The following is a 14,242-nucleotide window of genomic DNA, read 5'->3' as shown; positions in this document are numbered from 1 at the left end:
CACCGACGTACGGCAGCACCGGCACGACAGCCAAGAACGACGGAGGAGAACGCACCATGACCCGCCATGTGCTGACGGTCAGTGCGGAGCAGCGCGACGGCGGTGGCTACCGCACGATCGGCGCCGCGCTGGAGGCGGCCCGCAGCGGCACGGTGATCAGCGTCCGCCCGGGCCGCTACGAGGAGAACCTGGTGATCACCAAGATGGTGACCATCACCGCCGAGGAGGCCCGGGGCAGCGTCCGGATCTCGCCGCGGCGGGGCGCGGTGGTGCAGGTGGTGGCCGAGGCCGTCCAGCTGACCGGGCTGGTGCTCCAGGGCCAGGACGAGGAACTGCCCACCGTCGACGTCCCGCGCGGCCAGGCCGCCCTGGAGGACTGCGAGGTGGCGGGCAACTCCTGGACGGCCGTGCTCACCCGTCAGCAGGGCGCCCTGGCGATGCGCGGCTGCCGGGTCGTCAACCCGGCCGGGGCCGGCATCGTGGAGACCTCCACCGGCTCCAGCGTGATCGAGGACTGCGTGGTCGAGCACCTCGGCAGCTCCGCCGTGGTGATCGGCGAGCGGGCCAACCCCGTGATCCGGGGCTGCGTGCTGCGCGACGCCCGGGGCAACGGGGTGTGCGCCAACGGCGAGGGCCGCGGCTCGATCGAGGACTGCGAGATCTCCGCCACCGACAAGCCCGGCATCGCGCTGGAGGAGAACAGCACGACCAGGGTGCTGCGCACCACCGTCCGGGACGCCTCGATCGGCATCTACCTGAGTTCGACCGCCCAGGTCCTGCTGGAGGACTGCACGGTCAGCGCCACCCGGGGCCACGGCCTGGTCCTCACCGGCGGCACCGACCCGGTGGTGCGGCGCTGCCGCACGATGCGCACCAAGGGCCACGGCATCCACGTCACCGGCCGCTCCCGGGGCACCTTCGAGGAGTGCGAGGTGGCCGGCGCGGAGGCGGCCGGGATCGTGGTGGACGAGTCCTCCAGCCCGTCGCTGACCCGGACGGCGGTCGGCGACAGCGGCGAGGCGGCGGTGGAACTGGTCGGCGAGAGCGCCGCCGAGTTCGACCGGCTGGAGGTGCGCGGCGCGGGAGGCGCCGGGGTGAGCGTGCGGGACGGTGCCAACCCGCTGCTGCGCCGACTGGACATCGCCGACGTGCGCGGCCACGGCGTCGAGGTGCTGCGGGAGGGCCGCGGGCGGCTGGAGTCCTGCGTGCTGGGTGCGACCGGCCGGGCCGCGCTGCTGGTGGCCGACGGCGGTAACACCCAGGTCGGTGGCACCACGGTCCGCGGTGCCGCCGCGACCGGCGCGCCGGGGACGGCCAAGACGGCAGGGACCCCGGGGATCGAGGTCGGTCCGGGCGGCGTCGCCTCGCTCCGCGACTGCGACGTGGCCGAGTGCACCGGCGACGGGATCGTGGTCGAGGACGGCGGCGAGCTGACCATGGCCCGTTCCCGGGTGCACGGCAACCGCCGGCACGGCGTGCTGCTGGCCGCCGGCAGCCGGGCCGCCCTGACCGGCTGCGAGCTGGTGGGCAACACCCGGGACGGGCTGCGCGCCGAGTCCGAGGAACCGATCCGGATCACCGGCTGCACCGTCACCGGCAACCGCGGCTCGGGCCTGTGCCAGACCAGGCCCAGCGAGCGGCTCTCGGTGGAGAACCTGACCAGCCGGGACAACGGGCGGGCCGACAGCCACGGCACCGCGACCGCCGGCGCCGACGACCTTCCCGCCGCCCGCCCGGCCGGAGCGCCCGAGGCCGACGGCGCCGAGGCCGAGGCCGAGCGCCCGGCCGACGACCTGCCGCCGCCCGAGCCCGAGGGTCCGCAGGCGGCCCTCCAGGCGCTGGTCGGCCTGGAGGGGGTCAAGGAGCAGGTCGCCACCCTGGTCAACCTCAACAAGCTGGCCCGGCGCCGCGAACGGGCCGGGATGCCGGCCCTGCCGATGGGCCGGCACCTGATCTTCGCGGGCCCGCCCGGCACCGGCAAGACCACCGTCGCCCGCCTCTACGGGGCGATCCTCGCCGAACTCGGCGTGCTGCGCAGCGGCCACCTCACCGAGGTCGCCCGGGCCGACCTGGTGGCGTCCATCGTCGGCGGCACGGCGATCAAGACCACCGAGGTGTTCCAGTCGGCGCTCGGCGGCGTGCTGTTCATCGACGAGGCGTACACGCTGTCCGCCGGATCCGGCGGCGGCACCGGGCCGGACTTCGGCCGCGAGGCCATCGACACCCTGGTCAAGCTGATGGAGGACCACCGCGACGACGTGGTGGTGATCGTCGCCGGGTACTCGGACGAGATGCGCTCCTTCCTCGGCTCCAACCCCGGCCTCGCCTCCCGGTTCAGCCGCACCGTGGACTTCCGCAACTACTCGGCGGAGGAACTGGTCACCATCGTCGAGCGGGCCGCGGTCGGGCACGGCTACGAACTCGCCGACGCCACCCGGGAGGTGCTCGGCACGCACTTCACGCGGATGCCCAAGGGCGCCGACTTCGGCAACGGCCGCGCCGCCCGCAAGGTGTTCGAGGAGATGGTGGACCGTCAGGCCTCCCGACTGGCCGAGCTGGCCGACATCACCGACGCGGACCTCGCCCGACTGCTGCCCGAGGACCTCGGCGAGGAGCACTCCGACGCGGCCCGCGCGGCCGCGGCCGGCGGACCGGGCGCCGAAGGCGGCAGCGACCTGCTCGACCAGCTGCGCGCCATGGTCGGCCTCACCGCCGCCAAGGAGCAGGTCGAGAACCTGGTCAACCTGATCACCCAGGCCCGCCGCCGGGAGGAGGCCGGCCTGCCCACCGCCCGGATCAGCCACCACCTGGTCTTCGCCGGCCCGCCCGGCACCGGCAAGACCACCATCGCCCGGCTCTACGGGGCGCTGCTCGCCGAACTCGGCGTGCTGCCGCGCGGCCAGCTGGTCGAGACCGCCCGGGCCGACCTGGTCGGCCGCTACATCGGGCACACCGCCCAGCTCACCCGGGACGCCTTCGAACGCGCCCGGGGCGGCGTGCTGTTCATCGACGAGGCCTACACCCTCACCCCGCGCGGCGGCGCCGCGAGCGGCGACTTCGGCCAGGAGGCGGTGGACACCCTGATGAAACTGATGGAGGACCACCGCGACGAGGTCGTGGTGATCGTGGCCGGCTACCAGGAGGAGATGCAGGGCTTCCTGAGCTCCAACCCCGGTCTGGCCTCCCGGTTCCCCCAGCAGATCGCCTTCGACCACTACAGCGCGGACGAACTCGTCACCATCGTGCGCCGCCAGGCGGAGGAGGCCGGCTACGTCTGCGCACCGGAGACCCTGGCCCTCCTCGGAGAGCTGTGCGAGGCCGTCCCCCGGGACCGCAACTTCGGCAACGGCCGCTTCGCCCGGCAGACCCTGGAGGCGATGGTCACCCGCCAGGCGGGGCGGCTCGCCCGGCTCGACGTCGGCGACCTGTCCGAACTCAGCCTGCTGCTGCCCCAGGACATCCCCGGGCTGCCGCAGGGGAGCGCGGTGTGACCGGCGCACCGGGCCGCCCGGCCCGGGCCGCCGCGGCCGCGCTCTGCTGCGGCGCCCTGCTGGTCCCGGCCGCCCCCGCCTGGGCCGCCCCGAGGCCCGCCGCGACCTCCGCCCCGACGCCGGCCGCCACCTCGGGCGCGGCCGCCACCTCAGGCGCGGCCGATCCGGCCGCGCTGCCCGTCATCGGCCAGAACCGGGGTGCCGGACGGCCGGACGGCTGCGTCAAACCCTCCGACAAGGGCACCGACCGGACCCCGTGGGCGCAGACCTACCTGCGGCCCGAGGCCGCCTGGCAGCTCAGCCGCGGCGCCGGCGTGACCGTCGCCGTGGTCGGCTCCGGGGTCGACCCGGCGTCCGGGGTCCTGGAGGGCCGCCTCACGCCGGGGCCGCGTGAGTACGGCACCGGCGACTCCACCCGCGACTGCGTCGGCCACGGCACCTTCCTCGCCGGGCTGATCGCCGCCCGGCGCCAGGACGGGATCGGCTTCGCCGGTCTCGCCCCCGAGGCGCGGATCCTCGGCGTGGCCGTCACCGACGACGTGGGCAACACCACCCCGGCCCTGCTGGCCAAGGGCATCCGGGACGCGGCCGACGGCGGCGCCCGGATCATCGCCGTCGGTCTGGCGCTGTCGACGGGCGAGGCCGAACTCGGCGACGCCGTCCGCTACGCCGGCGGCAAGGGCGCCCTGGTGATCGCTCCGGCCGCCCCCGACGGCGGCGGCGGTTCCCAGTCCTCGCCGAACTCGCCCCCCATCGCGGCCTTCCCGGCCGCCCTCCCGGGCGTCCTGGCGGTCTCCGACCTGGCGCCCAACGGCGCCCCGCCCAGCGGTGCGGCGGACGCGGTCCGGGTCGACCTGGTCGCCCCGGGTGACGCCGTGCTGAGCGTCGGGCCCGGCGGCAAGGGCTACTTCACCGCCGCCGGGCCCAGCTTCGCCACCGCCCTGGCGGCCGGCACCGCCGCACTCGCCCTCGGCTACCGGCCCGACCTCACCCCGGCCCGGCTCGCCGAGCGGCTCCGGGCCACCGCCTACCACCCCGGCACCGCCCTGCCCGACCCGCACCTCGGGTACGGGACCGTCGACCCCCTGGCCGCCCTCAGCGCCCCCCTCCAGGACGGGCCCCCGTCCACCCCCGGGCCCGCCCTGGCGGTGTCCCTGGTCCAGTCCCCGCCCCCCGACCCCGCCGCCCGGCAGGCCACCCTGATCGCCGGCGGGATCATCGCCGGCGTCACCCTGGTCGTCGGCACCGCCGTGGTCTGCGCGACGGGCCGCCGCCGGTCCTGGCGCCCTGGCCGCTGGTCGGTCTGACGGGCCGCCGGGAGCCCTCCGGGCCCTGGGCCGGCGGTGCGGTGCGGTGCCGCCCGTGCGGTGGAGCCGCCGGGCTGCTCGATCCGGCCTACTGGAGGGCGGCGGCGGCGTGGGGGCCGGCGGCGGGCGGGGCGAAGTGCATGCCCTCGGCGACCAGGGCGGTGAGGTCGAGGTAGGCGCGGCGGGTCTTGGGACGCAGCTTGGCCGGGTCGAACTCTCCACCCAGAGCCAGGTGTTCGTCGAAGGGGAGGACCACGACGCCGCGGCAGCGGTTCTCGAAGTGGGCGACGAGTTCCTCCACCCGGATCGTCCGGCCGCTGCTGCGGACGCTGGAGATCAGGGTCACGCTGCGCTGCGCCAGCGAGCCGTAGCCGTTGGTGTACAGCCACTCCAGGGTGGCGTCGGCGCTGCTCGCGCCGTCGATGCTGGTGGTGGCGGTGATGACCAGCTGGTCGGCGAGGTCGAGGACGGCGCGCATGGAGCTGTGCAGCAGGCCGGTGCCGCAGTCGGCGAGGATGATCGGGTACTGCCGGGCGAGCAGGTCGACGAGCCGCCGGTAGTGCTCGCCGCTGAAGCTGTTGGCGATTGCCGGGTCCGAGTCGTTGGCCAGGACCTCCAGCCCGCTGGGGGTGAGCGAGGTGAAGCGGCGGACGTCCATGTAGCCGGTGATGGTGGCCTCGGCGGCGAGCATGTCGTGGACGGTGGCCCCGGTCTCCCGGTGGACCCGCTTGCTGAGGGTGCCGGTGTCCGGGTTGGCGTCGACGGCGACCACCTTGTCGGCGCGGATCTCGGCGAGGACGGAGCCGAGCGCCAGGGTCGTCGAGGTCTTGCCGACACCGCCCTTGAGGCCGATCACCGCGATCCGGAAGGAGCGGTGCAGCGGGGTGCGGATGGCCGCCGTCAGCCGTTCCCGTTCCCGTTCCCGCTCTCCCCGGCCGAGGCCCAGGCCGGCGGGCAGGCCCAGGGTGCGGCGGCCCCGCCGTGCGGCGGGGGCCTGCGGCGGGGCGGAGTGCGGGGCTTGTGGGGCCAGTGGGGCAGGCATGGCCGGTAGGGCTGGTAGGGCCGGAAGTGCGACCTGGGGGAGCTGTGGCAGCAGGGTGAACGGCTCCGGGGGCAGCGCGGCCGGGGCCGGCCGCGCCTGCGGGGGCACCAGGACCGTCCCGAGCACATCCAGTGGCTGCTGCCAGTCCGGCCCGGCGAGGTGTCCGGTGGGCGGCGCGGCACTTGGCCCGGCACTGGGGATGGTGGGCGGCGCGGCGCTCGGCCCGGCGCTCGGCCCGGCGCTCGGGATGGTCGCCGTTGCGACGGCCAGGGCGGCGGCCGCCGGGAGGACGGGGCCGTAGTCGGGGGCGAGGTCCCAGTCCGGGCCCTGCGTCAGACGGTGCACCCGCCCGGTGTGCGTGTGGTCGGCCGCCATGTGTTCGCCTCCTGCTCGCCGTGTCGGCCCTGTCTGGTGCACCGGATTCCGGCGCCCTCGCGCCGGAAGGGTACGGGCCGTCCGATCGGTTCAACGGCCCGGGCCGGGAGCACCGTTCAACGGGAGCGCGGGACGCTGCGGCCCGCTCGCGTCCCACCCCCCTCGGGAAGGGGCTCCCGGCCGTGCGCGGCCCAGCACGGCCCCGTGGAGCCGGGCGACTTCTACGGACGGCGGGCCGGTTCCGGTTCACCCGGCGCCGTCGCCGGGGCAGGGTGAACCGCCCCCGGCGGACGGCCCGTTGAGCGGGTCGGGGCGCGCACTGTGCCTCCCCCGCGCTTGGAGGACCTGATGGGCACCACCCCCCACCGCATCGGCCGCCCGGCCTGCACCCCCGACCACCGGGCGGCCTAGGCCCGTCCGTCCAGGTCCTCTCGTTCGGGCCTCGTCGCCGGCCGAACCGGTGTGCGGGCGGCAGCTGAGCGGCAGCTGCCCGGCCGTACCGGAAAACCCTCTGCTGGACCGGCTGTCAGTAGATACCGTCTTCGGATGGCACTCGATGCGGAACGAGTGCCATGCAGGAGCAGCCGGCGTGACTCCCGTGGGACGGGATGGGGGAGGGACAACGATGGATCCGGACGGGCCGGACGTGCGCGAGGTCGTCGCGGCGCTGGTACGGCAGGAGGAGCCGAGCAGGCCCGGGCCGCCCGCGCTGGTGGTGCCCGAGGGCACGGCGGAGGAGGTGACCGCCGCCGCCCGGCGGCTCGCCCTGCGGGCGCTGCCGACCGAGCGGTGGAGGCCGGAGCCCGCACCGGGGCTGCGGGAGCTGGCGGCGGCGCTGGTGGTCGACGAGCACCCCTCGGCGCCGGGCTGGTCGGCGGTGGAGCGGGAGCAGCTGGCGACCTGGGTCGCGGTGCTGATCGAGCACCGGGGGGAGGACGGGGTCCAGGAGCTGGTGCGCGTGCTCAACGAGGCCTGAGGGGCGGCCTGGTGGCCACGGGGTGGGCGCTGGATGGCCGCGAGATGTCCGGGAGGTGGCCGTGCGGAGTCCTGGTCTGCGGCCGGGCCGTGCGGGGCCCGGGCGTTGGCGGATCGTTGGTGCGGCCTTGGCGGCTGCGGGCAGTCTGCTGCTTGTAGCCGCCGGGGAAGTCCGGTCGGTGTGTCGCCCTGCCCTTGCCCGATCTGAGAGGCCGCGCGTGTCGAAGCAGCCCGTCGCCCAGCCCACGTCCGTCGCCCAGCCGCCCGTCGGCCCGCCGGCCGGCACGGACCCGTCGGCCACCACGGGATCCGCCCCCGCGCCCGGCACGCCGAAGGCGGCCCGCCCGACCCTCGACCCGGACACGCTCGCCGAGATCCACCGGCTGCACGGCGGTTACCTGCTGCGCGCGCTGCTGCGTGCCACCGGCGGCGACCGGGGCAAGGCCGAGGACATCCTCCAGGAGACCCTGCTGCGCGCCTGGCAGCACCCCGAGGCGCTGGCGGCCGGTGCCGAGCAGAGCCGCCCCTGGCTGTTCACGGTGGCCCGGCGGATCGCGATCGACCACTACCGGATGGCCGCCGCCCGCGCCAAGGAGGTGATCGGCGAGCCGCTGGAGGACCGTCCGCTCGCCGAGGACCCGTACGAGCAGGTGGTCGTCGCCCGGGACATCGCGCTGGCCCTGCGCCGGGTGCAGAAGCACCACCGCGAGGTGCTGGTCGAACTGCACCTGCGGGACCGCTCGGTGGTGGAGGCGGCGGCCCGGCTCGGGGTGCCGCCGGGGACGGTCAAGTCCCGCAACTTCTACGCGATCCGGGCGCTGCGCCCGGTCCTCGCGGCGGAGCACGGCTACGGCCCGGCCGACGGCCGCGGCCAGGCGGCCGCGCTCGACCGCTCGGGTGCCGCCGTCTCGCGCTGACCGGCTTCCCGCTGACCGGTTTCCGGTAGCCGCCTCCCAGTGACCGGGGGGCGGCCGCCCGGTGGCCGGCTCAGTGCCGGCGTGGCGCGCGCGAGTTCAGCGACTCCTCCAGGCTGGTGGTGAACTCGCTCTGCACTCCGGCCAGTTGATCGTGGCTGCGGAAGCGGTCGAGCGCCGAGCGCAGCCGGTCCAGGGCCTCCGGTTCGCGGCCCCGGCTCAGCAGGTAGGCGGCGTGCGACTGTTCGGCGATGGCCTGGAGGTAGAGCAGGCCCGCCTCCTCGCAGCCGGCCAGCAGCCGGTGCCAGGCCAGGTCGACGGTCTCGCTGCGCCCGTGCGGGGGCAGGGTGTGCGCCTCGGTCAGCATCGACCACAGATGGATCGAGGTGACCGGGCGGGCGGGCAGCAGCTCCCTGGCCTCCCGGGCCTGCCGCAGCGCGCCCTGCCGGTCCCCGGCCAGCATGCTCACCCAGCTGTGGTGGACCAGGGCGACGGCCAGCGGCCGGGGGTCGCCGGACTCCACGGCCAGCGCGGCCGAGCCGGACGCCAGCCGGGCGGCCTCGGTCGCGCTGCCCAGGATCGCGGTGATCAGCGACTGGGTGGCGAGCGCGCGGGCGTACGCGGCGCGGCCCGCGGGCCCGGTCGCGGACTCGCCGGCGGCCACCGCCCGGCGCGCCGCCTCGGCCGCCTCCTGACGGCGCTCCAGTCCGAGCAGCGCGTTCGCCCGGGAGCCGTGCAACTGGGCCGCGGCCAGCTCGTCGTCGCACCGCTCGGCCGCCCGGACGCCCGCGCGCAGACAGCCCAGCCAGTCGGTGAACCGGCTGGAGCCGTAGTACAGCGGGCCGGCGGCCTGGGCCAGCCGCCAGACCCGGTCCGGGTCGTCGGCGGTGCCGGTGATCAGCGCGCGGATCGCGGGCTCCTCGGCCTGGAACCAGTCCAGTGCGGCGCGGATGCCGTCGGCCGGCGGCAGGGCCCGCGGCGGGTGGACGAGCGTGTCGAAACCGTCCTGGCCCGGCTCGATGAACTCGCCGCCCTGCCGCAGCGCCGCCTGGTAGTAGTCCAGCAGCCGCTCCCGGGCGAGGCGCCGGCGCGGCTCGGGCTGCTCGGCGAGCAGCCCGGCGCTGAACAGCCGGACCAGCTCGGCGCGGCCGTAGCGCCCGGGCGCCGCACCGGTGAGCAGGTGGTGGGCGGCGAGTTCGCCGAGCGACCGGCGGGCGGTGGCCGGGTCGGTGCCGAGCACGGCGGCACTGGTCAGGGTGTCCACCTCCCGGCCCGGGTGGGCGGCCAGGAGGGTGAGCAGCTCGGCGGCACCGGGGGAGAGGCGGCGGTACGTCAGGAGGAGTTCGGTGGTGACGCCGGTCGCGCCGTCGGCGTCCAGGACGGGCAGCCTGGTCTGCTCGTCGGCGAGTTCGGCGACCAGTTCGGCGATCGTCCAGTCCGGGCGGGTGGCCAGCCGGGCCGCGGCGATCCGCAGCGCCAGCGGCAGGTGGTCGCAGAGCCCGGCCAGTTCGGCGGCGGCGGCCGGTTCGGCCCGCAGCCGGTCGGGGCTGAGCGCGCGCTCCAGCAATCGCAGGGAGTCGTCCTGGGGCAGCGGGGGCAGCCGCAGCAGGGCCGCACCGTCGGCGGCCACCAGCCCCTCCAGCGAGCCGCGGCTGGTCACCACGGCGGCGCAGCCGGGCCCCTGCGGCAGCAGGTCGGCGACCTGGTCGGCATCGGCGGCGTCGTCCAGGACCACCAGCAGGCGCCGCCCCCTGGTCCGGTCGCGGTACAGCGCGGCCCGGCCGTCCCGGTCCTCGGGGACGGCGCCCTCGGAGACCCCGAGGGCCCGCAGGAAGCCGCCGAGGGCGGCCTCCGGGTCGGCCGGGCCGGCCGGGTCGAGGCCCCGCAGGTCGGCGAACAGCTGCCCGTCCGGGAAGTGCGGGGCCCGGCGGTGCGCCCAGGTGGTGACCAGCGCGCTCTTGCCGGCCCCGGCCGGTCCGACCACCAGGGCCAGGCCGTCACCGGCGCGCTCCGGGCCGCACTCGCCGTCCAGCCAGTGGCCCTCGCTGTCCCGGCCGACGAAGTCGACCGGGCGGCGCGGGAGTTGACGGGGCACCCGGGGCGCGGCCGGAGGAGTCGCCGAGCGGGCCGGGGCCGGCTGCTCGGCCCGGTCCCCGGACAGCACCTCGGCGAGCGCCGCCTGGAGCGCCGGGCCGGGCCGGATCCCCAGCTCGCGGTCCAGCCGCACCCGGGCCTGGTGGTAGGCGGACAGCGCGTCCGCCGGCCGCCCGGCCTGGTGCAGGCAGCGCATCAGCAGCGCCACCAGCTCCTCGCGCAGCCCGTCCGTCCGCACGTGCTGCTCCAGGGCCGGCACCGCCGCCACCCCGCTGCCCTGGCGCAGCCGCAGCCCGGCCCAGCTGAGCACGGCGGCGGTGCGGGCCTGCTCCAGCTGGTCGACCACGGCCGCGCGCACGGCGGTGTCGGGCAGGTCGGCCAGGGCCTCGCCGCGCCACAGCCGCAACGCCTGCTCCAGCAGCGCGATCGCCTGCGCGTCCGCCGTGGCGCAGCCGAGCCCGGCCTGTTCGGCGGCCCGGTCGGTCAGCGCCTCGAAGCACAGCGCGTCCACCTCCTCGGCCGGACCGGCCAGCAGATAGCCGGACGAGCGGGTGTGCAGCACGAACGGGGTGTCGGCGATCGCCTTGCGCAGCGCCGCCACGTGCCCCTGCAAGGCGGCCCGGGCGCTGGCCGGCGGCCGCTCGCCCCACAGCAGCTCGCAGAAGCCGTCCACCCCGACCACCCGGCCCAGCCGCAACGCGAGCAGCGCCAGGATCGCCCTGCGCTGCGCCCCCGGCAGCGAGGCGAAGCCGTCCGCCCCGGCCCGCAGCTCCACCGGGCCGAGGAGCCGAATCCGCACCAGTACCCCCACTTCACCCCACGACGGGCAGGGCGTCCCCCCGCCCCATTGATGTCCCGGGCGTGCCCCGGGGTGGAGCAGTGTAGTGCCCTGAAGTGTCCTGTTCGCGCCAGATCGCCCGCTCCCCGGGCGCCACCGGGTGGCGGCGCCCGGCGCAACGGACGTCGAGCCCGGGCCCTGCGGAACCTGCGGGGCCCGCGTTCGACCCGACAAGATCCACAAATCCCGAGCAGACCCCATCCGGCCGCGTGCACGTGACCGGACCAGGCCTATCCTCTGACGACGCCGGGAAGACGCCGGAGGTTGTCGTCGGCGGCGGATCCGATCGGCGACAGGGGAGGAGAGGGCTGCATGCACATCGACCTGCTCGGGCCGGTCGCCGTACGACGGGACGACGGGACGACGGTCACACCCTCGGCCCCCAAACGCCGCGCGCTGCTGAGCACCCTCGCCATCCGGCTCAACCAGACCGTCGGCACCGACGAGCTGATCGAGCTGGTCTGGGACGGCGACGCGCCCCCCACCGCCCGCGCCGCGCTCCAGGGGCACGTCGCGGCCCTGCGCCAACTGCTCGACTGCCCCGGGCTCACCCTGGGCACCCGCGGCGCCGGCTACCTGCTGGCCGGCGACCCCGACCGGGTGGACCTGCTGCACTTCCGCGGGCTCTGCGACCGGGCGGGCGTGCTGCGGCCCGCCCCGGCCGCGCCCGCCGCGAGCACCGAGCCCGAGCCGCACGATCCGGCCGTGCCCCTGCTGCGGGCCGCCCTGGACCTGTTCCGCGGCCCGGCCCTCGTCGACTGCGGGTCCGTCCTGCTGCGCGAGCGCACCCTGCCGCACGTCACCGACCTGCGGCTGCGCGCCCTGGACCGGCTCGCCGAGGGCCTGCTCGAGGCCGGCCGCGGCGGCGAGCTGGCCGCCGAGCTGGCCGAGGCGGCGGCCGCCCACCCGACCCGGCAGACGCTGGCCGCCCGGCTGGTCCGCTGCCTCGACCAGGCCGGCCGCCGGGACGAGGCAGCGGCCTGGTACGACCGGGCGGTGGCCCGGCTCTCCGGCCCGCCCGGCCCGGAGCTGCGCCACGCCGGTGAGCGGTCGGCGGACGGCCCCGAGCGGGACGGGCCGCCCAGACCCGCCCGGCTTCCGAGGCGCGGTGCGCCGGACCGCAGGTTCACCGGCCGGTCGGCCGAATTCGCCCGGCTCGACGAGGCCCTGGCCGCCGCCGTCCGGTCCGGCCACCCGATCCTGGTCACCGGGCCGGCCGGGGTCGGCAAGACCAGCCTGGTCCAGCACTGGTTGCAGCGGTCCGCCGAGCACTTCCCCGACGGAGTCCTGCACGCCGAGCTGGGCGGCTTCGACCCGGCCGGGCCCCGCGAACCCGCCGACGTGCTGGCCGGGTTCCTGCTCGCCCTCGGCGAGCCGGCGGGAGCCCTGCCCGCCTCGCCCGAGGAGCGGGAGCAGCGCTACCGGGAACTGCTGGCCGGCCGCCGGCTGCTGATCGTGCTGGACGACGCGCGCTCGTACGAGCAGCTCGCCCCGCTGCTGCCCGACCCGCCCCCGCCGGGGGACGGGCCGGCCTGGGACGGGGACGGGGACACCGGCACCCCCGGCACCCCCGTCGTCGTCGTCACCAGCCGCAGCCGGCTGCGCGACCTGCTGGTCCGCGACGGCGGCATCCCGCTCCCGCTGGGCGTGCTCGGCGCCGAGGACGCGGCCGAACTGCTCGCCCGGACCCTCGGCCCGGCCCGGGTCGCCGCCGAACCGCAGACGGCCGCCGACCTCGCCGCGGCCTGCGACCACCTGCCGCTCGCCCTGCGGCTGGCCGCCGCCCGGTTGGCCGCCCGCCCCGGCTGGACCCTGGGCGACCTGGCCGCGGAACTCGCCGACGAGCAGACCGGCCTCGCCACCCTGGCCGGCACCGACCGCGGCCCGATCGGCGTCACCACCGCCCTGGACCACACCTACCGCACCCTGCCGCCCGCCCCCGCCCGGCTGTTCACCCTGCTCGGCCTGCACCCCGGCGCGGTGATCGACACCGCCACCGCCGCCGCGCTCGCCGACCTGCCGCCCGCCACCACCCGCACCCTGCTGACCCGCCTCGACGCCGTCCACCTGCTGGAGGAGACCACGCCCGGCCGCTACGCCCGGCGCGAGCTGGTCCGGCGCTACGCGGCCGGGCAGGCCGCCGAACTCACCTGCGACGACCGGTTCGTCGCCCTCGACCGGCTGATCGCCCACTACCTCGCGGTCACCGCGGCCTGGACCACCGGAGGCTGGACCACCGCGGCCTGGACGCCCGAGGGCGGCGGCGCGGCCCCGGCGGACGCGGCCGCCTGGTTCCGCCGCGAGGAGAGCGCCCTGCGCGCGGTGGTGGTCTGCGCCGAGCAGTTCGGCCGGACCGCCGAATCCTGGCAGCTCGCCCACCGGATAGGCCTGCTGTACGAGACCACCGGGCACGACCGGACGCACTGGCGCGCCGTCACCGAGGCCGGCCTGCGCGCCGCCCACGGCTGCGCGGACCAGGCGGCCGTCGCCCGGCTGGCCACCGACCTCGCCGTCCTGCACGTCGACCGCGCCGCCCACCGCACCGCCGTCCAGCAGCTGGAACGGGCCGTGGCCGCCGCCGACCGGGCCGGCGACCAACTGCTGCGCCACCACTGCCGGGCCCGGGTGGCCGGTGCACTGCTGCGGGCCGGCCGCTACGACCAGGCCCTGCCGCTGATGACCGACCTGGTGAGCGCCGCCCGCACCCCGGCCGTCGGCGACCTGCTCGTCCGCGCGCTCACCGACCTCGCGGACGCGCTGGTCCTGGCCGGCGCCCCCGGCCCGGCCCTGGTCCACGCCGACGAGGCCGTCCGGGTCGCCACCACCCGTTCCGGCGCCGAGGCCGTCCTCGCCACCCAGAGCCGGGCCCGCGCCCTGCAGGCGCTCGGCCGCCGCGACGCCGCCCTGTCCACGGCCCGACTCGCCGTCGCCCTGGGCCGCACGGTCGGCGACACCGGGCTGGAGTCCCGCACCCACGGCCTGCTGGCGGACCTGCTGTGCGAACTGGGCCGTACCACCGAGGGCGCCGTCGCCAGACGGCAGGCCCGGGCCCTGGCGGCGGGGGAGCGCTGACGGTGCGCCGCCCCGCTGCCGCAGCCCCGTCCGCCCTGCCCGTTCCGCTCGTCCCGCTCGTCCTGCCCGTCCCGTCCGATCGGCATAACCACAGGCGGAACTATGGGCAGAACCAGCATGCGCGGTCGTCCCAT

At 77.0% G+C, this 14,242-nt stretch carries 7 protein-coding genes; 5 read left to right on the top strand and 2 right to left on the bottom strand.

Annotated features, from left to right (window positions below; genetic code table 11):
- Nucleotides 1-56: 56 nt before the first annotated feature.
- Complete coding sequence (locus AB0R04_RS21940) at nt 57-3,491, top strand: right-handed parallel beta-helix repeat-containing protein (RefSeq protein WP_363373608.1); 3,435 nt, start codon at nt 57-59, stop codon at nt 3,489-3,491.
- Nucleotides 3,488-4,798: a S8 family serine peptidase gene (locus AB0R04_RS21935; protein WP_363373605.1), complete on the top strand. Its 1,311-nt coding sequence runs from the start codon at nt 3,488-3,490 to the stop codon at nt 4,796-4,798. The genes AB0R04_RS21940 and AB0R04_RS21935 overlap by 4 nt, the downstream gene beginning before the upstream one ends.
- A gap of 88 nt (nt 4,799-4,886) precedes the next feature.
- Here AB0R04_RS21935 and AB0R04_RS21930 read toward each other — a convergent pair whose 3' ends face one another.
- The gene (locus AB0R04_RS21930) at nt 4,887-6,215 is read right to left on the bottom strand and encodes an AAA family ATPase (protein WP_363373603.1); all 1,329 of its coding nucleotides are present in this window, start codon (nt 6,213-6,215) and stop codon (nt 4,887-4,889) included.
- Between the two features lie 625 nt (nt 6,216-6,840).
- Here AB0R04_RS21930 and AB0R04_RS21925 point away from each other — a divergent pair.
- Entirely contained in the window at nt 6,841-7,191 is a 351-nt protein-coding gene (locus tag AB0R04_RS21925) for a hypothetical protein (RefSeq protein WP_363373600.1), read from the top strand.
- A 217-nt stretch (nt 7,192-7,408) separates the two neighbouring features.
- Nucleotides 7,409-8,107: a sigma-70 family RNA polymerase sigma factor gene (locus tag AB0R04_RS21920; RefSeq protein WP_063350556.1), complete on the top strand. Its 699-nt coding sequence runs from the start codon at nt 7,409-7,411 to the stop codon at nt 8,105-8,107.
- Between the two features lie 70 nt (nt 8,108-8,177).
- On the opposite strand, the gene AB0R04_RS21915 is transcribed toward AB0R04_RS21920, so the two are convergent.
- A complete protein-coding gene (locus AB0R04_RS21915; protein WP_363373598.1) occupies nt 8,178-10,997 on the bottom strand; it encodes an AfsR/SARP family transcriptional regulator in 2,820 nt (939 codons plus the stop codon).
- A gap of 351 nt (nt 10,998-11,348) precedes the next feature.
- Between AB0R04_RS21915 and AB0R04_RS21910 the strand changes: the two genes are divergently transcribed.
- A complete protein-coding gene (locus AB0R04_RS21910; RefSeq protein ID WP_363373595.1) occupies nt 11,349-14,108 on the top strand; it encodes a BTAD domain-containing putative transcriptional regulator in 2,760 nt (919 codons plus the stop codon).
- Nucleotides 14,109-14,242 lie beyond the last annotated feature (134 nt).

It is taken from the genome of Kitasatospora sp. NPDC056731, assembly GCF_040687675.1.
Taxonomy (GTDB): domain Bacteria; phylum Actinomycetota; class Actinomycetes; order Streptomycetales; family Streptomycetaceae; genus Kitasatospora.
Note: the sequence above shows the minus strand (reverse complement) of the source record. Positions and strands in the feature narration are given on the sequence as shown.

Excerpts from the sequence above, each read along its gene's own strand:
- AB0R04_RS21940 (WP_363373608.1), top strand. The coding sequence starts at position 57 with ATGACCCGCCATGTGCTGACGGTCAGTGCGGAGCAGCGCGACGGCGGT.
- AB0R04_RS21930 (WP_363373603.1), bottom strand. The coding sequence starts at position 6,215 with ATGGCGGCCGACCACACGCACACCGGGCGGGTGCACCGTCTGACGCAG.
- AB0R04_RS21925 (WP_363373600.1), top strand. The coding sequence starts at position 6,841 with ATGGATCCGGACGGGCCGGACGTGCGCGAGGTCGTCGCGGCGCTGGTA.
- AB0R04_RS21910 (WP_363373595.1), top strand. The coding sequence starts at position 11,349 with ATGCACATCGACCTGCTCGGGCCGGTCGCCGTACGACGGGACGACGGG.